Annotated in this window: 19 protein-coding genes, 1 tRNA gene and 1 pseudogene; 12 read left to right on the top strand and 9 right to left on the bottom strand. The window is 72.7% G+C overall.

Translation table 11 applies throughout. The features are described from left to right. Window positions 1-240 precede the first annotated feature (240 nt). From CRP39_RS22870 to CRP39_RS22900, 7 genes are all read left to right on the top strand, one after another. Window positions 241-3,078: an ATP-binding protein gene (locus CRP39_RS22870; RefSeq protein WP_097208698.1), complete on the top strand. Its 2,838-nt coding sequence runs from the start codon at window positions 241-243 to the stop codon at window positions 3,076-3,078. A 112-nt stretch (window positions 3,079-3,190) separates the two neighbouring features. Beyond that, on the top strand, window positions 3,191-3,799 hold the full coding sequence (locus tag CRP39_RS22875; protein WP_097208699.1) for a molybdopterin-dependent oxidoreductase: 609 nt from the start codon (window positions 3,191-3,193) through the stop codon (window positions 3,797-3,799). After that, window positions 3,769-4,527 carry an FAD-binding oxidoreductase gene (locus tag CRP39_RS22880; protein WP_097208700.1) on the top strand — a complete coding sequence of 253 codons (759 nt, stop codon included), beginning with the start codon at window positions 3,769-3,771 and terminating at the stop codon, window positions 4,525-4,527. Before CRP39_RS22875 ends, CRP39_RS22880 begins: the two co-directional genes overlap by 31 nt. Beyond that, window positions 4,524-4,841, top strand: a complete 318-nt coding sequence (locus CRP39_RS22885) for a DUF6510 family protein (protein ID WP_097208701.1) — start codon at window positions 4,524-4,526, stop codon at window positions 4,839-4,841. The genes CRP39_RS22880 and CRP39_RS22885 overlap by 4 nt, the downstream gene beginning before the upstream one ends. Before the next feature lie 223 nt (window positions 4,842-5,064). Continuing rightward, entirely contained in the window at window positions 5,065-6,105 is a 1,041-nt protein-coding gene (locus CRP39_RS22890) for a thioredoxin family protein (protein ID WP_097208702.1), read from the top strand. A gap of 43 nt (window positions 6,106-6,148) precedes the next feature. Beyond that, window positions 6,149-7,375 (top strand): epoxide hydrolase family protein, encoded by a 1,227-nt coding sequence (locus tag CRP39_RS22895; RefSeq protein WP_245854051.1) that lies wholly within the window; start codon window positions 6,149-6,151, stop codon window positions 7,373-7,375. A 92-nt stretch (window positions 7,376-7,467) separates the two neighbouring features. Further along, window positions 7,468-8,709, top strand: a complete 1,242-nt coding sequence (locus CRP39_RS22900; protein ID WP_097208704.1) for an epoxide hydrolase family protein — start codon at window positions 7,468-7,470, stop codon at window positions 8,707-8,709. Window positions 8,710-9,162: 453 nt separating this feature from the next. On the opposite strand, the gene CRP39_RS22905 is transcribed toward CRP39_RS22900, so the two are convergent. From CRP39_RS22905 to CRP39_RS22935, 9 genes and pseudogenes are all read right to left on the bottom strand, one after another. Beyond that, a tRNA-Ser gene (locus tag CRP39_RS22905) sits at window positions 9,163-9,249 on the bottom strand. Between the two features lie 80 nt (window positions 9,250-9,329). Beyond that, window positions 9,330-11,483: an RNA polymerase recycling motor ATPase HelR gene (gene helR / locus CRP39_RS22910; RefSeq protein ID WP_097208705.1), complete on the bottom strand. Its 2,154-nt coding sequence runs from the start codon at window positions 11,481-11,483 to the stop codon at window positions 9,330-9,332. Between the two features lie 148 nt (window positions 11,484-11,631). Beyond that, on the bottom strand, window positions 11,632-12,528 hold the full coding sequence (locus tag CRP39_RS22915; protein ID WP_097208706.1) for a fumarylacetoacetate hydrolase family protein: 897 nt from the start codon (window positions 12,526-12,528) through the stop codon (window positions 11,632-11,634). 8 nt (window positions 12,529-12,536) lie between these two features. Beyond that, a complete protein-coding gene (locus CRP39_RS28425) occupies window positions 12,537-13,394 on the bottom strand; it encodes a cupin domain-containing protein (protein ID WP_375791632.1) in 858 nt (285 codons plus the stop codon). Window positions 13,395-13,659: 265 nt separating this feature from the next. After that, a complete protein-coding gene (locus CRP39_RS28430) occupies window positions 13,660-14,370 on the bottom strand; it encodes a 2Fe-2S iron-sulfur cluster-binding protein (protein ID WP_425432568.1) in 711 nt (236 codons plus the stop codon). Then, a pseudogene (locus CRP39_RS28435) lies at window positions 14,322-14,603 on the bottom strand (FAD-binding oxidoreductase); the annotation flags it as partial. The gene CRP39_RS28430 and the pseudogene CRP39_RS28435, both read right to left, overlap by 49 nt. Beyond that, window positions 14,597-15,694: an aromatic ring-hydroxylating dioxygenase subunit alpha gene (locus tag CRP39_RS22925; RefSeq protein ID WP_097208708.1), complete on the bottom strand. Its 1,098-nt coding sequence runs from the start codon at window positions 15,692-15,694 to the stop codon at window positions 14,597-14,599. The pseudogene CRP39_RS28435 and the gene CRP39_RS22925, both read right to left, overlap by 7 nt. Before the next feature lie 74 nt (window positions 15,695-15,768). Beyond that, window positions 15,769-16,926, bottom strand: coding sequence for an LLM class flavin-dependent oxidoreductase (locus CRP39_RS22930; protein ID WP_097208709.1), 1,158 nt, complete (start codon window positions 16,924-16,926; stop codon window positions 15,769-15,771). A 27-nt stretch (window positions 16,927-16,953) separates the two neighbouring features. Then, complete coding sequence (locus tag CRP39_RS22935; RefSeq protein ID WP_097208710.1) at window positions 16,954-17,742, bottom strand: alpha/beta fold hydrolase; 789 nt, start codon at window positions 17,740-17,742, stop codon at window positions 16,954-16,956. 224 nt (window positions 17,743-17,966) lie between these two features. Here CRP39_RS22935 and CRP39_RS22940 point away from each other — a divergent pair, with 224 nt between their 5' ends. The 5 genes from CRP39_RS22940 to CRP39_RS22960 all read left to right on the top strand — a co-directional run bounded on the left by CRP39_RS22940 (window position 17,967) and on the right by CRP39_RS22960 (window position 22,120). After that, the gene (locus CRP39_RS22940; protein WP_097208711.1) at window positions 17,967-18,518 is read left to right on the top strand and encodes a flavin reductase family protein; all 552 of its coding nucleotides are present in this window, start codon (window positions 17,967-17,969) and stop codon (window positions 18,516-18,518) included. Further along, window positions 18,515-19,777, top strand: coding sequence for a bifunctional 3,4-dihydroxy-2-butanone-4-phosphate synthase/GTP cyclohydrolase II (locus tag CRP39_RS22945; protein WP_097208712.1), 1,263 nt, complete (start codon window positions 18,515-18,517; stop codon window positions 19,775-19,777). Before CRP39_RS22940 ends, CRP39_RS22945 begins: the two co-directional genes overlap by 4 nt. Continuing rightward, complete coding sequence (locus tag CRP39_RS22950; RefSeq protein WP_097208713.1) at window positions 19,774-20,388, top strand: nuclear transport factor 2 family protein; 615 nt, start codon at window positions 19,774-19,776, stop codon at window positions 20,386-20,388. Before CRP39_RS22945 ends, CRP39_RS22950 begins: the two co-directional genes overlap by 4 nt. Window positions 20,389-20,436: 48 nt before the next feature. Then, window positions 20,437-21,294: an alpha/beta fold hydrolase gene (locus tag CRP39_RS22955; protein WP_097208714.1), complete on the top strand. Its 858-nt coding sequence runs from the start codon at window positions 20,437-20,439 to the stop codon at window positions 21,292-21,294. A 172-nt stretch (window positions 21,295-21,466) separates the two neighbouring features. After that, window positions 21,467-22,120: a Crp/Fnr family transcriptional regulator gene (locus CRP39_RS22960; protein WP_172442591.1), complete on the top strand. Its 654-nt coding sequence runs from the start codon at window positions 21,467-21,469 to the stop codon at window positions 22,118-22,120. Window positions 22,121-22,202 lie beyond the last annotated feature (82 nt).

The raw sequence follows: 22,202 nt of genomic DNA on the forward strand, positions 1-22,202 counted from the left end.
CGCGGCGCACAGGGGGCATGAGCGCGGGCCGAGACCTCAGCGTTCGGCCTCAGGTCGAGACCGTGAGCGCCGGACCCTCTCGGCCGAGGGTGGTCGGCCGGGTCGACGCCCGTGGCGCTCGAGTCGATCGACTCGCCCGGCGGCCGGGCCGGAAGGCACTAGGCGCCCCCTCCTCGACCGACACAGACTTCCGTAACGCGTCCGTCCTGTATCCGGTTGCCCAGCCGAGGGGAAATCCTGATGACAGACCTGGACGGTTCGAGAGGCACCGAGTCCCTGGAGCTGATCGGACGGACGGCGGAGCTCGACCTGATGGAGACCTTCGTCGGCCGTGCGTTCGGGCACGGTGATGCGCTCCTGCTCACGGGGGAAGCGGGCGTTGGCAAGACCGTGCTCCTCGACGCCGCCTGCCGGATCGCCGCGACCGAAGGCGCGCACGTCGTGCGATCGGTATGCGTCCAGTTCGAGGCCGAGGTGGGGTTCGCCGGCCTGAACCAGTTGTTCCTCTCCCTGCGCGATCGTCTCGACAGGCTCTCCGAGCTGCACCGAGAGGCGCTGTCGGCCGCCCTCGGCATGGGTACCGGACGAACCGTCGGACCACTCGTCGTGTCCACCGCTGCGCTCGCGCTCCTCCGGGATGTCGCTCAGCGTGAACCCGTGCTCGTCGTCGTCGACGACGCGCAATGGCTGGACCGGTCGAGCGCCAGGGTCCTGGGTTTCATCGCCCGGCGGCTGGAGGGAAGCCGGATCGGGCTGCTCATCGCCGTCAGGATCCCGGCCGACAGCTTGCTCCTGCACGCCGGCCTGCCCCAGTTCGAGCTGTCGCCGCTCGACGAGCGGGCCACGACCGAGCTTCTCAGCAGCGAGTTCCCAGGCCTCGCCACGTCGGTTCGCCACCATGTCATGGCGGCTGCGCAAGGCAACCCCCTCGCACTTCGCGAACTGCCGGCGTCGATGACGGATGAACAACGGCACGCCGTCGTGCCCCTCCCGCCGGTCCTGCCCCTGAGTGATCGGCTCCAGCGGCATTTCGCGTACCGCCTGCACGCGCTTCCCGCCGTCACCCGACGAATGCTGCTGGTCACCGCTCTTGACGGCACGGGTGACCTCCGGGCGCTACGCCATGGTTCATCCGGGGACAACTGGCTGGACGGCCTCGCGCCGGCCGAGCGGGACCGACTGATCCAGGTCGAGGCGAGCACCAACCGCTTCCGCTTCCGCCATCCGCTCATCGGCGCAGCGGCGGTCGGGCTGGCGACCAGCGCTGAACGCCGACGGGCTCACGCCGTCCTGGCCGACCTGTGCACCGACGATCCCGAGCGGCGCGCCTGGCACATCGCCGAGGCCGTCGTCGGTCCCGACGAGCCGGCGGCCGCGCTGCTGGAGGTCGCCGCCGAGCGCTCCCTGCACAAGGGGGACGCCGTCCGCGCCGTCCACGCCCTCCTGCGCGCTGCCGACCTCAGCCCGCGCGGGGCCGATCGAGCCCGCCGCCTCGCCACCGCCGCCTCCGTCGGTGCCGACGCCGCCGGGTACCTGAGGAGCGTGCCAGAGTGGCTGGCGGCCGCCCGCAAGGCGGACCCGGACACCGAGGGATCCCCCGAGGTCACGGTGGCTGCCGCACACCACCTGCTCAACAGGGAGGGCGATGTCGACACTGTCCACTCCATGCTCGTCCGGGCGCTCGAGAGCGCTCTCCTGCGCGGGCTCACGGGGCGGGCGGTCGAGGAGGCGCTGCACCTGCTGATGCTGGTGTGCCACGTCAGCGGGCGGGACGAGCCCTGGCGGCCCTTCACGTCGGCGCTGGCGCGCCTGGGGGACGACGCCCCGCCGGTGCTGTCGCTGTCGGCTCGGCTGTACGAGGAACCGGTGCATGCCTCCGCGGCGGATCTCGACCGACTGGAGGGCCTCGTCGCCACACTCCGGGACGAGGTGGACCCCACGCGTACCGTCCGCGTTGCCCTCGCGGCCTTCTACGTCGATCGGCTGGCCGGCTGCCGATCGTCGCTGTGGCAGGTGGTGGAGAGCGGGCGCGACGGCGGCGCGGCCGCATCCGCCATCAACGCCCTGGTCATGCTCGCCCACGAGGCCTACCGCGAGGGCCGTTGGGACACGGCCGCAGGTGCAGCCGCGGAAGGGATCGCCTGGAGCGAACGGCTCGGGTACCGGCTGATCGCCCTGCCCGGTGTCGCCTGCCACGCTCTGCTCTCGGCGGCCCGGGGCGACGACCAGGCCACCCGCTCCTCGGTCGACGAACTGGTCGCCTGGGCCACCCCACGTGGCGTGAGGATGCTCGATCACTTCGCCGCCTGGGCACGCGCCCTGGCCGCGCTCGGTCGACGGGACTACGAGGACGCCTACTGGCTCCTGACCGCCATCAGCCCGCCCGGGCGTCTGGAACCGCATGTCCCGGTCGCCCTGTGGGTGGCCAAGGACCTGGTCGAGGCTGCGGTCCGGACCGGGCGCTCGGAGGAGGCGCGGGCGCACGTCGCCGCGATGCAGCGGACCGAGATCTTCCGGCTGAGCCCCCGGCTCACCCTGCTGTGCGCCGGCGCGGCGGCCCTCGTCGCCTCGGGGGACGACGCTCGGGACGGCCACTTCGAAGCTCTCGCCGTCCCCGGCGCCGAACGGTTCCCCTTCGAGCATGCCCGGGTGCGACTGGCCTACGGCGAGCACCTCCGGCGGGCTCGATCGACCTCGGCTGCCCGGGTGCAGCTGGCTGCGGCCCTCGAGACCTTCGAGCGACTCGGCGCCCGTCCCTGGGCCGACCACGCATTGCACGAGCTGCGCGCCACCGGCCAGACGCACCAGTCACCCGTCGAGCAGAACGGGGATCCTGCGGCGCTGACCCCGCAGGAACACGAGATCGCCTCCTTGGCCGCGTCGGGGCTGTCCAACAAGCAGATCGGCAGCCGGCTCTACCTGTCCCCACGCACGGTCTCCGGCCACCTCTACCGCATCTTCCCGAAGTTGGGGATCACGACTCGGGCCGCGCTCCGCGATGCACTGTCCCAGGCAGTGCCTCCGCCGGTGACCCGGACGACCGGCCTCCGTGCGCGAGACGGGTCAAACGGCGCATGAAGCCCACGCCGCCGAGCCCATACCGTCGCGGCCGTCGTCAGGGATCGGGCTCCGGCGGGCTGGGTGCAGTCGACGCTGCGCCATCTTCCGCCGACGAGCGGGGAGGGCCGTCATGTCGGTGCTGTCACGTGGGTTCCGCCGCGGGAGGAGCCAGGAGCGCAGCGACGGGCGGCTGCCGCCCGGCCAGTACGACGCCGGAGACGGCTTCCCGGTGCTGTCCGCCGGGCCCACGCCATCCACGCCGCTGGACCGGTGGGACCTGACGGTCCACGACGAGACCGGCGAGCGACACCGGTGGAGCTGGGAGGAGTTCCGCGTCCTGCCGCGTGAGGCGGTGTCGGTCGACATCCACTGCGTCACCACGTGGTCGAAGTTCGACACCCGGTGGGAGGGCGTCTCCCTCGACACGCTGCTGCAGGACGCGCCGACGACGGCGCGCTTCGTCCTGGCCGGGTCCGACGGCGGCTACACCACCAACCTGCCGCTGGACGACGTGACCGGCGGCCGCGCCTGGGTGGTCGACACCTACGACGGGCGGCCGCTCGCGCCCGAGCACGGCGGCCCGGCCCGGCTGCTCGTGCCGCACCTGTACTTCTGGAAGAGCGCCAAGTGGGTGCGGCGGCTGACGCTGCTGCCCCACGACCGGCCCGGCTTCTGGGAGACCTTCGGCTACCACAACCACGGTGACCCATGGCTGGAACAGCGCTACAGCGGCGACTGACCTGGCTGACCGCCCAGGTGCGGGACAACCGGTCCGAGAGCCCGTCGGTGCACCGGCTGGTCCTGGACGTCCCCGGGTGGCCGGGGCACCGGGCCGGCCAGCACGTCGTCGTCCGGCTGACCGCCGAGGACGGCTACACCGCCCAGCGCAGCTACTCCCTGGCCTCACCCCCCGAGGAGCCCGACCTGCACCTGCTGGTGGCCCGGCTCGACGGCGGCGAGGTGTCGCCCTACCTGACCGACGAGCTGCGCGCGGACGACCAGGTCGAGCTGCGCGGCCCGATCGGCGGCTTCTTCGTGTGGTCGGCCGCGGCCGACCGGCGCGACGCCCAGGAGGGACGGCGGCCGGTGCAGCTCGTCGCCGGAGGATCCGGCGTGGCCCCGTTCGCCGCCATGCTCGACCACCACCGCCGGACCGGCAGCCCCACCCGCCTCCGGCTGCTGTACTCCGCCAGCACGCAGGAGGAGATCCTGGCCCGGGACGTCCTCGGCCCCGAGACGACGGTGACGTTGACCCGGGGGGTGCCTGCGGGCTGGTCCGGGGAGGCCGGCCGGATCGACGCCGACATGCTGCGCCGGCGCACCTTCCCGCCGGACGAGGACCCCCGGATCTTCGTCTGCGGCGCCACGATGTTCGCCGAGGCCGTGAGCTCGTCCCTGCTCGATCTCGGCCACTCACCGTCGTCCATCAGGATCGAACGCTACGGAAGCTCAGGGGAGCCGTCATGACCGAGCCCGCAGGTCCCTCGGACACCACCGCCGCCCGGCGCCTGGACGGCAACGCGGCCGCCGGCGCGCTCGCCGACCTGTTCGCGGTCGACGTCACCACCGCACGGTCCCGCTGCCCCTCCTGCGGTAAGACGTCCATGCTGGGCGCGCACCACCTGTACGCCGACGCGCCGGCCCTCGTCCTCCGCTGCCCGCACTGCACCGACGTCGTCCTCCGCTACGCGACCCAGCAGGGACGGATCCTCCTCGACCTGCGCGCCCGGCTGCTGACCATCCCCGCACCCGCTCCGGCGAACGAGTCGAATGGCGCATGAACGCGTCGCCTGATCACCCCTAGCGTGGCGCCCTCCGCATCTCCCGCACCCCCCGCGGCGAGGAGGCGTCATGGAACGAGGTCGACCGTGGCGGGCACTGCGCCGCCCGCGAGCAGACCGACGCGCCCCGGGTGGAACCGCGGGAGGCGGAGCGCCGCTGCGCCGGATGCAGCGGGGGGCGCCGGTCGGCGGCCCTCCCGGCACCTGAACGGAGGGACGCGTCATGGACACGCAGCCATCCCTGCTCGCCGCGATCCGCGAGGCGGTCCGCGGCCCGGGCTGGGCCCCCGGACGGCGTCCCGCCGGCGGGAGGATGCCACCCCTGGACGGCGCCACCGGGTGGCTCAACTCGCCCCCGCTGACGACGGAGGGTCTGCGCGGCCGGGTGGTGGCCGTCGACTTCTGGACCTACACCTGCATCAACTGGCTGCGCACCGTGCCCTACGTCCGCGCGTGGGCCGATGCCTACCGGGACGCCGGACTGGTCGTGGTCGGCGTGCACACCCCGGAGTTCCCGTTCGAGCACGACGTCGACAACGTCCGCCGGGCGATCGAGGACCGCCGGATCACCTACCCCGTCGCGCTCGACGCCGACTACGGCGTCTGGACCGCCTTCACCAACATGTACTGGCCCGCCCTCTACGTCGTCGACGCGGACGGGCGCATCCGCTACACCCACTTCGGCGAGGGCGCCTACGAGGAGTCGGAGCAGGTCATCCGGCAACTGCTCGCCGAGGCGGGCGCCGGCGACGGGCTCCCGCCACCGGTCACCGTCGACGCCGACGGCATCGAAGCGGCGGCGGACTGGGCCGCCCTGGGCTCGGCGGAGACCTACCTCGGCGCCGAGCGCACCGAGAACCTCGCCTCGCCGGAGCGCGCGACCACCGGCAGTCCACGCCGGTACACCGCCCCGGCACGGCTCGCCCCCGGCTCCTGGGCCCTCGCCGGGGAGTGGACGGTGCAGCCGGACGCCGTGCGGCTGGACGGACCCGGCGGAGGGATCGCCTACCGGTTCACCGCCCGCGACCTGCACCTGGTCATGACACCGCCGTCGTCGGGGACCCCGGTCCGGTTCGGCGTGCGCCTGGACGGAGCGCCGCCCGGCGCCGACTCCGGGGACGACGTCGACGACGACGGCGCGGGCACGGTCCGGGAGCCGCGGCTGTACCACCTCGTCCGTCAGAACGGCCCGGTCGCGGAGCGCACGTTCGAGATCACCTTCCTCGACCCCGGCGTGCAGGCCTACGCCGTGACCTTCGGCTGAACCGGCCCGCCGGATGCCGACCGACCCACAGAGAGGCAGAGCCGTGACCGCAGTCGCACAGGAGACCGGCAGCGCGATCCGCCCGTTCCGGGTGGACGTGCCCGACGACGCGCTCACCGACCTGCGCCGGCGCATCGACGCGACGCGCTGGCCCACCGGGGAGCTGGTACCGGACCGCGAGCAGGGCGTGCAGTTGGCGACGATGCAGGAGCTGGCCCGCTACTGGACGACCGAGTACGACTGGCGCCGGTGCGAGGCGAAGCTGAACGCGCTCCCGCAGTTCGTGACCGAGATCGACGGCGTGGACGTGCACTTCATCCACGTGCGCTCGCCACACGCGGACGCGCTGCCGCTGATCATGACGCACGGCTGGCCCGGCTCGGTCGTCGAGCTGCTGGAGACCGTCGGGCCCCTCACCGACCCGCCCGCGCACGGCGGACGCGCCGAGGACGCCTTCCACCTGGTGCTGCCGTCCCTGCCCGGCTACGGCTTCTCGGGCGAGCCCACCGAGCTCGGCTGGAACTCCCCCCGCGTCGGGCAGGCCTGGGCGGAGCTGATGCGCCGCCTGGGCTACCCCCGCTACGTCGCGCAGGGCGGCGACGTGGGCGCCGGCGTCACCGACGCGATGGGCCGCCAGGCCCCTGAGGGCCTGCTCGGCATCCACCTCAACCTGCTCGTCACCGCGCTGGCGGGCCCGCTGTCGGGCGACACCGAGCAGGAGCGCGCGGCGCTCGAGTCGATCAAGACCTTCCAGGCGAGCGGCTTCGCGTACTTCCTGGAGCAGGCCACCCGGCCGCAGACGATCGGCTATGCCCTCCTGGACTCGCCCGTCGCCTTGGCCGCCTGGATGCTCGACCACGACACCGACAGCTACTACAAGATCTCCCGGGCCTTCGTCGACGGGCAGCCGGCGGGCAACCTCACGCGGGACCACGTCCTCGACAACATCACGCTGTACTGGCTGACCGGCACGGGCGCCTCGGCGGCCCGGTCCTACTGGGAGGACTTCGGCGTCGCCGCCACGGCGGCTGCGGCGGGCCAGGCTCGACCGGAGGTCTCGGTCCCGGTCGGCTTCACCACCTTCCCCGGCGAGATCTGGCGGACACCGCGCAGCTGGGCCGAGCAGAGCTACCGCACGCTCGCATACTTCAACGAGGTCGACCGGGGCGGCCACTTCGCCGCCTGGGAGGAGCCGGACCTGTTCACGGCCGAGGTCCGGGCCGCGTTCCGTCCGCTGCGCGCACCCCAGGTCCCGGAACCGCGCCGCTGATCCTGGGGCGGCTCCGGGGGCACCGACACCGTCCCCGGAGCCGCCCTGCCGAGCCCGACTCCCCACAGTGTCGCGAGTGAAGGGACAGGACCATGACCGCAGTCGCCCAGGAGACCGGCAGGGCCATCCGCCCGTTCCGCGTCGACGTGCCGGAGGAGCAGCTCACCGAGCTGCGCAGACGGGTCGCCGCGACGGTGTGGCCCGAACGGGAGACGGTGCTGGACTCGTCCCAGGGCGTACCGCTCGCGACCATGCAGGAGCTCGCGCGCCACTGGGCGACCGACTACGACTGGCGCAGGTGCGAGGCGAGACTGCAGGCCCTCCCGCAGTTCGTCACCGAGATCGACGGGCTGGACATCCACTTCATCCACGTCCGGTCCCGGCACGAGGACGCGTTGCCGCTGGTCGTCAACCACGGCTGGCCCGGGTCGATCATCGAGCAGCTCAAGATCATCGACCCGCTGGTGGACCCCACCGCGCACGGCGGCAGCGCCTCCGATGCCTTCCACCTCGTCATCCCGTCGATGCCGGGCTACGGGTTCTCCGGCAAGCCCACCACGACCGGCTGGGGCCCCGAGCGCATGGCCCGCGCCTGGGCGGAGCTGATGGAGCGCCTCGGCTACAGCCGCTACGTCGCCCAGGGCGGCGACTGGGGCGCGTTCGTCGTCGACCAGATGGGGTTGCAAGCGCCGGAAGGACTGCTCGCCGTCCACACCAACATGCCCGCCACCGTCCCCGCTGACGTCGACGAGGCCCTCCGGGCCGGCGCCCCTCCGCCCTCCGGTCTCACGGACGACGAACGCCGGGCCTACGACCAACTGGTCAGGACCTTCCAGCAGGTGGAGTACGCCAAGTACATGGCGGCTCGCCCCCAGACCCTGTACGGCATCGTGGACTCCCCCGTCGGCCTGGCCGCCTGGCTCCTCGACCACAACGACGCCGACGGCCAACCGGCCGCGGCGGTCGCCTCGGCCCTGGACCGGACGACGAGCGACACGGGCGAGCTCACGCGTGACGAGATCCTCGACAACATCACGCTCTACTGGCTGACGAACACGGGGGTCTCGGCGTCCCGCCTGTACTGGGAGTACAAGGGCGGCTTCTTCAACGCAAAGGGCGTGTCCATCCCGGTGGCTGTCAGCGTCTTCCCCGGCGAGCAGTACGAAGCTCCGCGCAGCTGGACGGAGCGGGCCTATCCCCAGCTGATCCACTACAACCGGCTCGACCTAGGCGGACACTTCGCGGCCTGGGAACAGCCGCAGCTCTTCGCCGAGGAGGTCCGCGCCGGCTTCAGGTCCCTCCGCGGACCCGAGATCCCGGGACCGCGTCGCTGACTCCCGCTGCCCGTAGGTCCCCGAAGGCCAGGTCCCCGGCGCCCGCCGGGGATGCCGCCCGACGCGGAGGCCGTGACCGGAAACAGGCAGTCGCTCCTCTCCGACCGGTGACCGACTGCTGCCGGGAGCGGCCGCTCGACCGGGCGTCTGACGCGCCGCGGAGCAGGCGCCGGGGCCGACCACATGAACTGGAGGTCCGAGATCGGCCCGTCGATGCCGCCGTCACGCTCACCTCCCGGCCGGGACGACGAGAAGCCTGAGGGGACTTGGACGCCGGAGAGGACACCGCGGACGACTGACGTGCAGATCCACACCAGGCTGACTACACGAGCGAACGAACCACTGATGGCAATCGCCGACGCCAGTGCCGTCGCGTTCGGCTCCGCGAGCGGTTCCGGCCCTCACGACGACGCGTTCGGACCGGCGCAGGTGACGCGGAACGGCTGCGCAGAGCGGAGGGCGTGGGATTCGAACCCACGATGGGTTTGACCCCATAGCGGTTTTCAAGACCGCCGCCATCGGCCACTAGGCGAGCCCTCCTGGCGCCGTCGAGGTTAACCCGAGTCACGCGTTCTCTCGCCCTGTGCCCCGTTGAGCGGGAGGCGAGGGCGGCCGGCCCGTCAGGAGCTGGTGAGGAGGACGAGTCGCTGGGTCGCCCGGGTCATCACGACGTACCGGTCGACCGCCCCCTCGATGCCCTCGCCGAAATCCTCCGGGTCGACGAGGACCACCAGGTCGAACTCCAGGCCCTTCGCCAGCTCCGGGGTCAGCGACCGGACGCGGTCGGTCGCCTCGAACGTGGGATCCCCGATGACGCAGGCGATCCCCTCGGCGTGCGCGGCGAGCCAGGTGTCGAGCACCGACGACAGCTCCGACACCGGACCGTGGACGACGGGGACGCCGCTGCTGCGGATGGAGGTGGGCACGTTGGCGTCCGGCAGCACGGCCCGGATGACCGGCTCGGCCTCGGCCATGACCTCGGCCGGCGTCCGGTAGTTGATCGTCAGCGAGGCCTGGCTGACCCGGTCGAGCCCGATCCGCTCGAGCCGTTCCCGCCACGACTCGGGGAAACCGTGCCGGGCCTGGGCACGGTCCCCGACGATGGTGAAGCTCCGGGACGGGCAGCGCAGCAGCAGCATCTGCCATTCGGCGTCGGTCAGCTCCTGGGCCTCGTCCACGACGACGTGCGCGAACGGGCCGGCGAGCACGTCCGGGTCGGCAGTGGGCAGCGCCGCCTCGTCGACCAGGGCGTCCCGGAGGTCCTGGTGGCGCAGGCTCGTCATCAGCAGGAGCTCGGAGTCGTCGGCCTCGATCAGCTCCTCGATGACGCCGGCCATGCGCTCGCGCTCTGCGGCGACGATCGCGGCCTGCCGGCTCCGGCGCCGGGAGGTCTCCGGGTCCCCGAGCCGCTGCCGCGCGGCGTCCAGGAGCGGCAGGTCGGACATGGTCCAGGCCCGGGGGACCGGGCGCTGCAACGCCCGGACCTCGTCGCGGCTGAGCCAGGGCGCGCACCGGCGCAGGTAGGCGGGCACGGACCACAGGTCGGCGACGACGTCCGCCGCGTCGAGCAGCGGCCACGCCCGGGCGAAGGTCCGGCGCAGCGTCTCGTCCTGCTCCAGCGACCGCCGCAGCTGGTCGGGCGGGACGTCGTCGTCGAGGTCGTGCGCGTCCGCCAGGATCGTGAGCAGCTCCTCCCAGACCTGCTCGCGCGCCTCGTTGTGGGGCGTGCCCGGCTCGGCCGCCTCGAACGCCTCGGCCCAGTCGTCGGCGGTCAACCGGACGTCGTCCCAGTGGGTCGGAACCGTGATCGCCGCGGTCGGGGGCTCCTCGTGGAACCGGACGGCGGCCTCGATCGCGCCGACGAGCTCGGCGGACGACTTCAGCCGGGCCACCTCCGGGTGGGTCTCGACCGCCGCCGCGGGTCCGCCGGGGACGAGGTCCCGCAGGGTGCAGATCTGCACGCCCTCCTCGCCGAGGCTGGGCAGCACGTCGGCGACGTACGCCAGGTAGGGCTGGTGCGGGCCGACGAACAGCACCCCGCCCCGGCGGTGGCCCAGGCGCGGGTCGGAGTAGAGGAGGTAGGCGGTGCGGTGCAGCGCGACGACGGTCTTCCCCGTCCCCGGACCGCCGTCGACGACCAGCGCGCCGCCGGACCCCGCGCGGATGATGGCGTCCTGGTCGGCCTGGATGGTGCCCAGCACGTCCCGCATCCGGGCGGAGCGGTTGCCGCCCAGGCTGGCGACGAAGGCCGACTGGTCGTCGAGGGCGGCGTGCCCCTCGAGCCCGTCCGCGGTGAACACCTCGTCCCAGTAGTCGGTGATCCGGCCGCGGGTCCAGCGATACCTGCGGCGACTGGCCAGGCCCATCGGGTGGGCGTGGGTCGCCCCGAAGAACGGCTCGGCCGCCGGGCTCCGCCAGTCGACCAGCAGCCGGCGACCCGCGCTGTCGGTGAGGCCGAGTCGTCCGACGTACACCGGCTCGGGGTCGTCGGCGCGGACGATGCGGCCGAGGCACAGGTCCAGGCCGAACCGCCGCAGCGCCCGCAGGCGCGCGGTCAGCCGGTGGACCTCGAGATCGCGGTCCAACGCCTCCTGGCCGGTGCCGCCGGGCGCCCTGCGCTCGGCGGCGAGCCGGCCGGACAGGTCGGCGATCGACTGCTCGAGGCTCTGGGCGACGGCCGCGAAGTGCTGCTCGTCGCGGGCGACCAACGCCGGGTCGGCCTTGGCGGCGAGGGTGTCGGGGAGGTCGAAGGTGCTGGTCTGCAGGCGGTTCACGGCATCAGCTCCGATCGGGGGTCCGTGGACCCTAGATCGAAAAACGGAGCCTCATGAGCGCCGGGAAAAACTGCTACAACTGAGGTGGCGAGAGCTGCGCCATCCCGCTGCGCCCGGTGGACCGGGGTGGCGCCCCGGCCGGCACCGGTCAGCTGGCCGTCGCGGTGACGCAGGCAGCGCCCGCAGGCTCACCCCCGCGGCCTGGGCGCCGGCCGTGTGGCCGGGCCCCCACGGCAGTCACGGTCACCTCGAGGCGGCCCACGCTGGAGATCTCCACCTCGATCCGGTCGCCGTCGTGAACCGGACCCACGCCGGCGGGGGTGCCCGTGAGGATGAGGTCGCCCGGCCACAGCGTCATGACCGAGCTCGTGTAGGCGATGAGCTCGGGGACGCCGAAGACGAGGTCGGCCGTCGACGTCTTCTGCCGTACCTCCCCGTTGACCCGACAGACCAGTTCGAGCGCCCCGGGGTCGGCGATCTCGTCAGCGGTCACCACGGCTGGTCCGACGGGCGTGAAGGTGTCGAAGGACTTCCGGGTGGACCGGTCCTCGGTCGAGCGCACGGTCATGTCCAGGCTGCAGGTGTAGCCGAACACGTGGTCCAGCGCGTCCTCGGGGGCAACGTCACGGGCGGTGCGGCCGATGACGACGGCGAGCTCCCCCTCCTGGTCGGTGCGCACGTCGTCGTAGGGCAGCCGGACGGCCCTCCCCGGACCGATGACCGACGAGGGGGCCTTGAGGAACACCCCGAGGTCCGTGATCGAGTGCACCACGCTCATCTCGGCCTTGTGTTCGAGGTAGTTCACCGGCGCACCGATGATCTTCGGCGGCCGCGGCAGCGGTGCCTGCAACCGGACGTCGGACAGCGCCAGGCGGGGCAGCTCCCGATCCTCCAGGGCGGCGTCGAGCCCGGTGATCCCGGCCTCGATCAACCGGTGGAGGGGACCCGCCGGCGTCGCCGGTCCGGGCACCAGCGAGGTGACGTCGATGACGGTGTCACCGGTGACGCAGCCCAGCTGGACGTCGTCGAAGACCACGAAGCGCACGCTTGCTCCTATCGGGTCGGCCCGTGGGCGGCGCCGAACTGTTCGCGGTAGAACCCCAGCGCCCGGAGGGCGGGCTCGTTGGTGAAGCTGAACAGGAAGGCGTCCTCGTCGCCGTCGTTGCACAGCTGCAGGGCGGCCCACGGAGGGACGGCGAAGACGTCCTTGTCGGCGAAGGACAGCTCCCGGTCCCCGACCAGCGCCGACCCCGAGCCGCGCACGACGTGGTAGATGCTGCTCGATGTGCGGCGGACGACGGTGCCGCGGAACTCGGGGCGCAGTCGGCTGATCCGGCAGGACATCGTCGGCAGCACCGGCCCGCCGGTGAGCGGGTTCTTGTACTCCAGCAGAACGCCCTCGGCCGCGCTGCCCGAGGCGTCGTCGGCGATGGCCGCGAAGGCACGCTCGGTCTCCCGCCACGGGTAGTTGCCCACGGGCGAGGCCGCGGACGCCGTGGCGCGAGGCACCTCCCACGCCGGGGCCAGCTGTCCGTGGATGAACTGCCGCGAGGACAGGTCGTCGGGCCCCAGGCTCCGCTGCGTGCGCTCGCCGAACAGCTCGAAGAAGTTCGCGTCGAAGGCGTTCGTCATGGGGTAGTCCAGCGCGTCGAGCCACACCATCGGCCCGTCGCCCTGGTGCTCGTGGTCGTGCCAGTGCCATCCAGGCGTCAGGAGCAGGTCACCGGGGTGCATGTGCACCCGCTCGCCGTTGACCGTGGTGAACGCGCCCGAGCCCTCGATGACGTACCGGAAGGCGTTGGCGACGTGCCGGTGCGCCTGGGCGGTCTCCCCCGGCCCAATGATCTGCAGGCCCGCGTAGAGCGACGTCGTCGTCGCCGGCGGCTCGGTCAGCCCCGGGTTGACGAGCATGAGCACCCGGCGTTCGGCGTCCTCGAGCGAGAGTGTCTCGAGGAAGTGCAGCAGGTGGGGACGCAGTGCGGCGTACCGCCAGAGGTGAGGTACGGCCCGCGGCGTGGGTCGGGCCGGGAGCACGTCACCGTAGTAGCGCCACAGGGCCGCGGCCTGCAGGTCCGCGATCGACCGGTACGGGTCTTCGACGGCGGCGGGCTCCGCGGCGACGGGGTCGTCGGTCTGGGTGGACACGGGGTTTCTCCTCGCGGGGTTTGAGGGACGGTCAGCAGTCGATCTCGACGCGCGTGCCGGCGACGCGGGAGACGCAGACGCACATCTCGGTGGTCGCAGCCCGCTGCCGCTCGGACAGGAACACGTCGCGGTGGTCGAGGACGCCCTCGACGGCGCGCACCCGGACCCGGCACAGCCCGCACTCGCCGCGCAAGCAGTCGTAGAGCACCTCGAGACCGGCGCCTCCAGCGCGTCGAGCATCGTGGCGTCGACCGGCACCTCGCACGTGACGCCGCGTGCGGGCACCTCGACGGTGAAGCTCGTGGTCGGGAACCGGCCGCTGGTTCCGAAGGTCTCGAAGCGCAGGTGAGTGGCGAGACGGCCGACCACCTGCCAGTGCCGTCGCACCTCGGCCAGTAGTGACCAGGGCCCGCAGACGTAGAGGACGCCCTCCGCCGGCAGGCCGGACACGACTGCCGCCACGTCGATCCGCCGTCCCGACGAGGAGGGGTGCACCTCGACCCGGCCGGGGTGCGCCGCCTCCAGGTGGTCGACGAAGGGCATCGCCGCCCGCGTCCGGCCGCCGTAGACGACGCGGTAGTCCACGCCCCGCTCGCGCAGCGCGCGGGCCAGACCCAGAACGGGCGTGATGCCGATCCCGGCGGCGAGCAGCACGCTGGACGCGCCGCCCGGGCTCGGCGGGAAGTCGCTGACCGGCTCCCGGCACTCCAGGACGGCGCCGGGCCGCAGCCCGTGCATCCACACCGACCCACCCCGGCCGTGCGGCTGCCGGCGGACGGCCAGCCGCAGCAGACCGTCGTCGGTTCCCAGGTCGACCAGTGAGTACGACCGGTACTCCGCGGACCCGTCCAGGGGCACACGGACGTCGAGATGGCTGCCCGGCGGAGGGGGGTCCACCCGTCGGGAGGGGCGCAGCGCGAGCAGCACCACGTCCGCGGTGACCTGACCGCGGGTCTCGACGACGGCCGTCAGCATCCGCTCGGCCGCCGCGTGCCGGCGGCCACGGCGGTCAGCTCGCTGGGGTGAGCGCGCTCGCGGCCCTGCTCCACCGCCACCTGGGCGTCGATGACCCGGCGCACCCACATGCCACCGGCGTCGATGTTGAGGTTGTAGAACTCGTGGTCGGGGTTGGCCTCGATGGCCCGCTGCTGGGCGTTGAGCATCGCGGTGTCCTCCCGGAACACCCGGGAGACGCTGTTGCGCAGCAGGGTGGTCAAGCCCTGGTCCCCCAGGTGGTAGTTGCGGACGAAGGCCCAGAAGTAGTGGCAGGCGCCGGCGGCGCTCGGGGTCACCGTGTTGAGCACGTAGCCGTTGATGCCGGCGCTGCGGTCGCCCTCCGGGGCACCGGAGCCCTTCGGGGCCACCCCCACGTCGATCGCGATGGTCGCGGGGGCCTCGAAACGGATCACCTGCCAGCGGTCCACCGGGCCGGTGTGGCCGGGGTCCTTCCGGGCCAGCTGCATGCCGAGGAACGGCGGGGCGTCGATGCCGAGCATCCAGCGGGTCAGGGTCACGTGCCGGTCGCCGTGCTCGACCTCGGGCTCGCAGTCCGACAGCTCCTGGCTCGCCAGGCTGCCGGCGTGGAGGAACTGCTCGTGGGTGAGGTCCATGAGGTTGTCCAGGACCAGCCGGTAGTCGCAGTCCAGGTGGATGGTCTCGCCGTCCCCGGTCCACTCCGGGTCGTCGTTCCAGTGCAGGTCAGGCACGAGTGCGGGGTCGGCCAGTGACGGGTCCCCCGGCCAGATCCAGACGAACCGGTGGCGTTCCACGACCGGGTAGGACCGCACCGCCGCCGACGGGTTGAGCGTCTCCTGGGCCGGCATCCGCGTGCAGCGACCGTCCCGGCCGAAGCCGAGGCCGTGGTAGCCGCAGACCAGGTCGTCGCCGTCCACCCGCCCCATCGACAGGGGGACCAGCCGGTGCCAGCAGGCGTCGGCCAGGGCCACTGCCCGCCCGTCGGCGGCCCGGTAGAGGACCAGCGGGCGCTCGCATATCGTCCGGGCCAGCGGCGCGCGTCCCACCTCGGCGTCCCAGGCGGCGGCGTACCAGGCGTTGAGCGGGTACACGAGAGTTCCTCCTCCGTGCTCGTCGGGCGTGGACAGGCCGGCCTCCGTGGGCCGGCCCGTCCGTCCGTGTGGGGTCAGACGCCGACCGGGGCAGCGGCGGGGAGGAGGTGCTCCAGGCCGGGCTTGACGTGCTCGGCGAAGGCGCGGATGCCGGCCACGGTCTCCTCGTGGTCCATGTGACCGGCCTGGCCCATGAGGAGCAGGTGACCGAACCCGCCGACCCGCTCGTAGAACCGCTCGATCTGACCGCGCACCGTCGCCGGGCTGCCGGCGAACACGATCCCGTCGGCGATCAGCTCGTCGAGGGTCTTGGTGTGGAAGTCGTACGGCGAGGACTGCCCGGCCAGCCCCGCGGCCCGCTGGGCATAGGGGATGTAGCCGGGGGGCAGCACGAACTGCGAGGGGACCTTGTTCGAGGAGATGTACCACATCAGCTTGCGGGCCCCCTCGAGTCCCTCCTCGTCGGTCCTCCCGGTGTACACCAGGGCCGCGTAGGCGAAGCGGTCGTCGGCCGGGAGCTCCCCGCCCGTGGCCAGCCGCCGGTCGCGGTAGGCCTGGAACACCTTTCGGGTGCCCTCGTAGCCGGTGAGGAACGTGGCCAGCACGTGCCCGGCGTCCGCGACGCGGGCCGCGCCTCCGGTGCTGGTGCTGGTGACCCACATCGGTGGGGCCGGCTGCTGGAGCGGCCGCGGCCAGATGTTGACCTGCCGGTGGGTGAAGAACTCGCCCTCCCAGTTGAACGGCCCGTCGTGGGTGGTCCAGGCCTTGTGGATCAGGTCGATGGCTTCCCACATGCGCTCGTTCATCCGCACCGGGTTGCTGTTCACCGCCGAGACCTCGTAGGGAACGCCCCGCACGAACCCGACGTCGAGCCGACCGTGCGAGAGCAGGTCGACCAGTGCCATCTCCTCGGCGATCCGCACGGGGTCCTTGCGGTTGGCCACCGGGTTCCCCAGCAGCAGGATGCGGGCCTGCTTGGTGAGGCGGGCAAGCGCGCCGGCCACGACCGGCCCGGCGGGGTCCATGCACGTCGCGGTGGAGTGGTGCTCGTTGAGCATCACGTTGAGGCCCGCGTCGTCGGCCACCTGCCATTCGGCGAGGTAGCGGTCCCACAGCCGCGCGGCCAGCGCGGGGTCGAGCACCCGGTTGGGCAGGGTCACGCGGATGGAGTCGAACTCCGGCTCCGGCGGCAGGTCGGGGTAGGGCGTCTCACTGAAGTGCCAGAACTGCATGGTCGCTCCTTCGGGCGGGAGAGGTCGTCAGGCCGAGAAGTCGCGAATGCGAGCCGCGATCTCGTAGGGCTGATCGATCTGGGCGCGGTGCGCGGCGCCCGGGACGAGGCCGAACCGGGCTCCCGGGATCGCCTCGGCGTAGCGACGGCCGTACTCGGGGGAGACGATGCCGTCGGCCTCGCCCCACAGGACGAGGGTCGGCACGTCGATCCGGTCCAGCCAGCGCCGCAGCCGGGGGTTGTGCAGGTAGGGCTCCCAGCCATAGAGCGCGAGAGCCTCTTCGTTGCGGGCGATGTGGAGCACCTGCTCGCGCGGGGCCAGGCTCAGGTCGCCGGGCGCCGTCTCGGGCACCGCGTGCTGACGCGCGTCGAGGTCGGTCCGGGACATCGCGAACACGTCGGCGATGTCGCGGTCCCCGCGGCTGCCGACCTTGATGCCGACGGCGTCGACCAGCACCAGGCGGCTGATCCGCGGGCTGCGTCGGACCGCGATCTCCGCGGCCAGCCACCCACCGAACTGCAGGCCCACCAGCGTCACGTCGTGGGCGTCGATGCGGTCGAGCCAGTCGAGGTAGAGGTAGCTCAGGTCCTCCACGCTGGTGCACCAGTCGGGCCGGGGTGACAACCCGAAGCCGGGGTGACTGGGTGCGATCACGCGCCGCTCGTCGGCCAGCGTCTTCAGGAACTCGTAGTCGGCCTCAGCGCCCTCCGAGCCGTGGAGCACGACCACGGGAGCGCCGCTGCCCAGCTCGGTCACGTCCAGGACGACGCCGTGGCCCGCTGGGGTCCCGGTCGTCTCGTCTACGAGGGTCAGCATCGGTGTCTCCTCCATGGCAACGTCGGTCCGCCAAATGTGGGCCGGATCACCTGCCCGGTCTGTGACCTAGGTCGCCGCCCGCTGTGACCCGCGCCCAGCCCGCCGGCGCTCGACCGAAGTGGGCCGCGGTAGCGACCCAGGTCACATACGGGCTCCCCCAGGGCCCGCATGCTCGTCGCGTACCGAGCCGGCCCGCCGCGGCCGACGGAGAAGGAGGCCCGCGCATGAGCATCACCCCCCTGGACGCTCCCGCGCCCGCCCGGTCCGCCGGACCGGCAACCGCGGACGTCCTCCTGCAGCAGCGCTTCCGTGAGGCGATGGCGGGTGTGGCCACACCGGTGTCGGTGGTCACGTCGATCGACGACGGCCTGCCGGTCGGGACGACGGTGAGCGCGTTCGCATCGCTGTCGATGAATCCCCCGATGGTGCTCGTGTCCCTGGACCGCGGGTCGGACCTGCTCGCCGTCGTGCGTCAGGCCGGCCGGTTCGGCGTGAACGTCCTCGGTGCCACCCAGTCCGCACTAGCGCTGGCCTTCGCCCGCAAGGGCGGCACCGGCAAGTTCGCGGGGGTGCGGTGGGAACGCGACCACGACCTCCCGCGGCTACCGGGAGCGCCGGGCTGGCTGGCCTGCGAGGTGGCCGCCCTGGTTGATGGCGGGGACCACGTCGTAGCGCTCGGGACGGTCGTCGCCGCCGACACCTGCGCGGCAGCGCCGCTGACCTACCACGGGCGGGCCTTCGGCACGCACTCCGCGCTGGGGGAGCTGTCCTCGTGAGCGCCCGTCGCTCGCCGGCCGAGGCGGTCCAGCACGCGGTTGCCGCACTCTCGGCCGGCCGCATGGTGATCGTGGTCGACGACGCCGACCGGGAGGACGAGGGCGATCTCGTCGTCGCCGCGGAGCTGGTCACCGAGGAGCAGTTGGCCTTCCTCGTGCGGCACACCACCGGCATCGTCTGTGCACCGATGACGGCGGCGCGGGCGCAGGAGCTGCAGCTGCCGCAGATGGTCGAGGTCAACACCGACGGGCACGGCACCGCATTCACCGTCACCGTCGACCACGTCGACACCGGGACCGGGGTCAGCGCCGCCGATCGGGCACGCACCGTGCACGCGCTGGCCGAGTCCGGAACGCGCCCGGAGCACCTGCGACGCCCGGGGCACGTCTTCCCACTGCGGGCCCGCAGCGGCGGCGTCCTCGTCCGGGCCGGCCACACGGAGGCCGCCGTCGACCTGACCACGATGGCCGGCCTGAGCGGTGTGGGCGTCATCGGGGAGATCGTCGACGAGGACGGCTCGATGCGCCGTGGGGCGTCGCTGGCGGCCTTCGCCGCCGAGCACGACCTTCCCGTCCTGGCGATCGCCGACCTGGTCCGCTACCGGCGGGCGACCGAGCGGCTGGTCGAGCAGGTCGCGAGCTCGCAGATGCCGACCGAGTTCGGCGCCTTTCGCGCGGTGGCCTACCGCAGCAGCCTGGACGGGACCGAGCACCTGGCCCTGGTCATGGGCGACGTGGCCGCCGCCGGCCGCACCTCCGCGGGCGCCCTGGTGCGCGTGCACTCCGAGTGCCTCACCGGCGACATCCTCGGGTCGTTGCGCTGCGACTGCGGCGGCCAGCTGGAACAGGCGCTACGGGCGGTCGCGGCCGAGGGCTGCGGTGCGGTGGTCTACCTGCGCGGCCACGAGGGCCGCGGCATCGGCCTGGCGCACAAGATCCGCGCCTACGCACTGCAGGAGCAGGGGTTCGACACCGTCGACGCCAACACCGTCCAGGGCCTGCCGGCCGACTCGCGCAGTTACGGCGTCGGCGCACAGATCCTGGGCGACCTGGGGATCTCACGGTTGCGGCTGATCACCAACAACCCGGCCAAGTACCGGGGCCTGGAGGGTCACGGGCTCACCGTCGTCGGCCGGGTCGCGCTCCCCACCGTCGAGACGCCGCACAACGTGCGGTACCTGCGCACCAAGCGCGAACGGATGGGACACGAACTCGCCGGGCCAGAGGTCGGCCGATCACCAGCGGGAGGACAGCAGTGAGCAACGACGCCGCGGCGCGGCAGGCGATCCGCGAGACGGTCGACAACTGGGCCGTCTGGCGCGACGCCGGGGACTGGGCGCGGTTCGCCACTGTCTGGCACTCCGACGGGTACATGACCGCCACGTGGTTCCAGGGGCCGGCCGAGGAGTTCATCCGCGTCAGCCGCCAGGGCTTCGAGAGCGGCGTGAGCATCCTGCACTTCCTCGGCGGCACCAGCGTGAACGTCGCCGGCACCCGGGCGATCGCCCAGACGAAGATGACCATCTCCCAGCGCGCGGCGGTGGACGGCGTAGAGGTCGACGTGACCTGCACCGGGCGCTTCTACGACTTCTTCGAGGAGCGCGACGGCGCCTGGCGGATCGTCCGCCGCCAGCCGATCTACGAGAAGGACCGGCTGGACGTGTTGGACCCCGCCGCCGACGTGGCACTGGACCCCGAGCTGCTGAGCCGGTTCCCTGCCGGCTACCGCCACCTGGCCTACCTGCAGACCAAGGCCGGCTTCACGGTGAAGGACGGCCTCCCCGGGTTGACCGGCGCGGTGGTGGAGGACCTCTACGCCGAGGGGGCCGCCTGGCTCGGCGGGAGCCCGACGCCCGGCGTCCCGCTCTGACCCGTTCCCACGCACTGACCACCACCCGACGACGAAGGAGGCTCTGTCGTGACCCCGGCGACCAGCCGCTACGCCACTCTCGACGGCATGCGCACCCACCTGCTGGAAGCAGGGGTGGGCGGGCGCCCGTTGCTGCTCTTGCACTCGGGTGAGTACGGCGGCTGCGCGGAGACCTCCTGGCAGCACGTCATGGCCCCGCTCGCCCAGGCCGGCTACCACGTCGTCGCACCGGACTGGCTCGGCTTCGGGCGGACCGACAAGGTCGTCGACTTCGCCGACCCCAGGGGCCGCCGACTCCGGCACATCGCCGCGGTGATCGAGAGCCTGGGCTGGGCGGCGCCGGCGATCGTCGGCAACTCCATGGGCGGCACGTACCTGGCGCAGGACCTCGCGTCGGACCGCCCCGTGCTCCCCGCCTCCGCCGCCGTGCTGGTCAGCGGCGGTGGCTTCGTGCCGGACAACGACGCCCGGCGGGCGACCCTGGACTACGACCTCAGCCGCGAGGGGATGCGCCGCATCCTCGCCACGGTGCTGTACTCCCCGGCCCTGTCGCAGGACGAGGACTACCTCACTTGGCGGCACGAGCTCAGCCTCATCCCGGGCGCATGGCAGTGCACCGCGTCGGCCCGTCTACGGCCGCCGGGGCAAGGGGTCGGCGGTGGCGAGTTCGGCAAGCCCGACGACACGCGCTACGAGCGGATCGGCTGCCCTACCCTGGTCGTCGCCGGAGCGCAGGACCCACTGCGGCTGCCCGGGTACGCCGACGAACTGGCCGCCCGCATCCCGGACGCCGAGCTGCTCACCTACGAGGACTGCGGGCACATGCCCAACATCGAGCAGCCCGACCGGTTCGTCGACGACCTGCTGTCCTTCCTGGACCGTCGGTACGCCCGACGCGCTGCCTGAGCCTCGACCGGACGGTCCCGGTCCCGCCGGCCCCCAGCCCGCGGAAACCGCGAGTCCTGCCGTGCCGGCGGGCTCCGGTCGGCGCGTGTGGATCGTGGTTACGCTTCGGTGTCGACAGTTCGTGCCCGACGGGAGGCCGCGCATGTCCCCGAGGGGACCGGATCCAGCGGTCGTGGACGCCTGGGAGAACAGCTACCTCGCTGAACTCAGTGAGCAGGTTCGTGACCTCGTGCTCGCGGACTCCTTCGTGCTGACCATCCCGCCCGGCAACGTGATCTACGAGGCCTACGGCCAGCCGCGGCTGGCCCTGATCCTGTCCGGCCACGCCAAGGTGCAGGTGCTGTCCCAGGGCGGCCGGGCGGCCACCATCCGGTACGCCGGGCCCGGTCAGGTCATCGGCCTGCCGGCCGTCATCTCCGACGGCGCGCCCTACGGGGCCAGAGCCATCGGCGCGTGCCAGGTGGCGATGCTCAACGTCAGCGTCCTCCGGCGGCTCGCCAACACCGACGTCTCCGTCGCCTGGCTGTTCGCCCGCAAGGTCACCGAAGGGTCCTACGAGTCGATCGAGCTGCTCGGGATCAGCCTGTTCGGGACCGTCCGACAGCGGGTGAGCCGGCACCTGCTCGACCTGGCCGAGCGAAAGGACAACCAGCTGGTGGTCCAAGTCAACCAGCAGGAGCTCGCCGACGCCATCGGCTCAGTCCGGGAAGTCGTGGCCCGCGCACTGCGCCAGCTCCAGGACGACGAACTGGTCGCCCGGACGCCGGGCGCCCTGGTGCTGCTCGACCCGGCGGCGCTTCACGCGGTCGCCAGCGGTGGCGACTGACGGCAGCGAGACCACCCCGTGACGTGACAGTGCGCCTCCGCAGCCGGCCCGGCCGCGGAGGCGCACCCTCATGCGGCTGCTG

This window comes from Geodermatophilus sabuli (assembly GCF_900215145.1).
Lineage (GTDB): Bacteria > Actinomycetota > Actinomycetes > Mycobacteriales > Geodermatophilaceae > Geodermatophilus > Geodermatophilus sabuli.

Bases quoted from the DNA above. Each gene is read 5' to 3' on its own strand.
- CRP39_RS22870 (WP_097208698.1), top strand. From the start codon at position 241: ATGACAGACCTGGACGGTTCGAGAGGCACCGAGTCCCTGGAGCTGATC.
- CRP39_RS22875 (WP_097208699.1), top strand. From the start codon at position 3,191: ATGTCGGTGCTGTCACGTGGGTTCCGCCGCGGGAGGAGCCAGGAGCGC.
- CRP39_RS22880 (WP_097208700.1), top strand. From the start codon at position 3,769: ATGGCTGGAACAGCGCTACAGCGGCGACTGACCTGGCTGACCGCCCAG.
- CRP39_RS22885 (WP_097208701.1), top strand. From the start codon at position 4,524: ATGACCGAGCCCGCAGGTCCCTCGGACACCACCGCCGCCCGGCGCCTG.
- CRP39_RS22890 (WP_097208702.1), top strand. From the start codon at position 5,065: ATGGACACGCAGCCATCCCTGCTCGCCGCGATCCGCGAGGCGGTCCGC.
- CRP39_RS22900 (WP_097208704.1), top strand. From the start codon at position 7,468: ATGACCGCAGTCGCCCAGGAGACCGGCAGGGCCATCCGCCCGTTCCGC.
- CRP39_RS28425 (WP_375791632.1), bottom strand. From the start codon at position 13,394: ATGCTCGTCAACCCGGGGCTGACCGAGCCGCCGGCGACGACGACGTCG.
- CRP39_RS22930 (WP_097208709.1), bottom strand. From the start codon at position 16,926: ATGCAGTTCTGGCACTTCAGTGAGACGCCCTACCCCGACCTGCCGCCG.
- CRP39_RS22935 (WP_097208710.1), bottom strand. From the start codon at position 17,742: ATGCTGACCCTCGTAGACGAGACGACCGGGACCCCAGCGGGCCACGGC.
- CRP39_RS22940 (WP_097208711.1), top strand. From the start codon at position 17,967: ATGAGCATCACCCCCCTGGACGCTCCCGCGCCCGCCCGGTCCGCCGGA.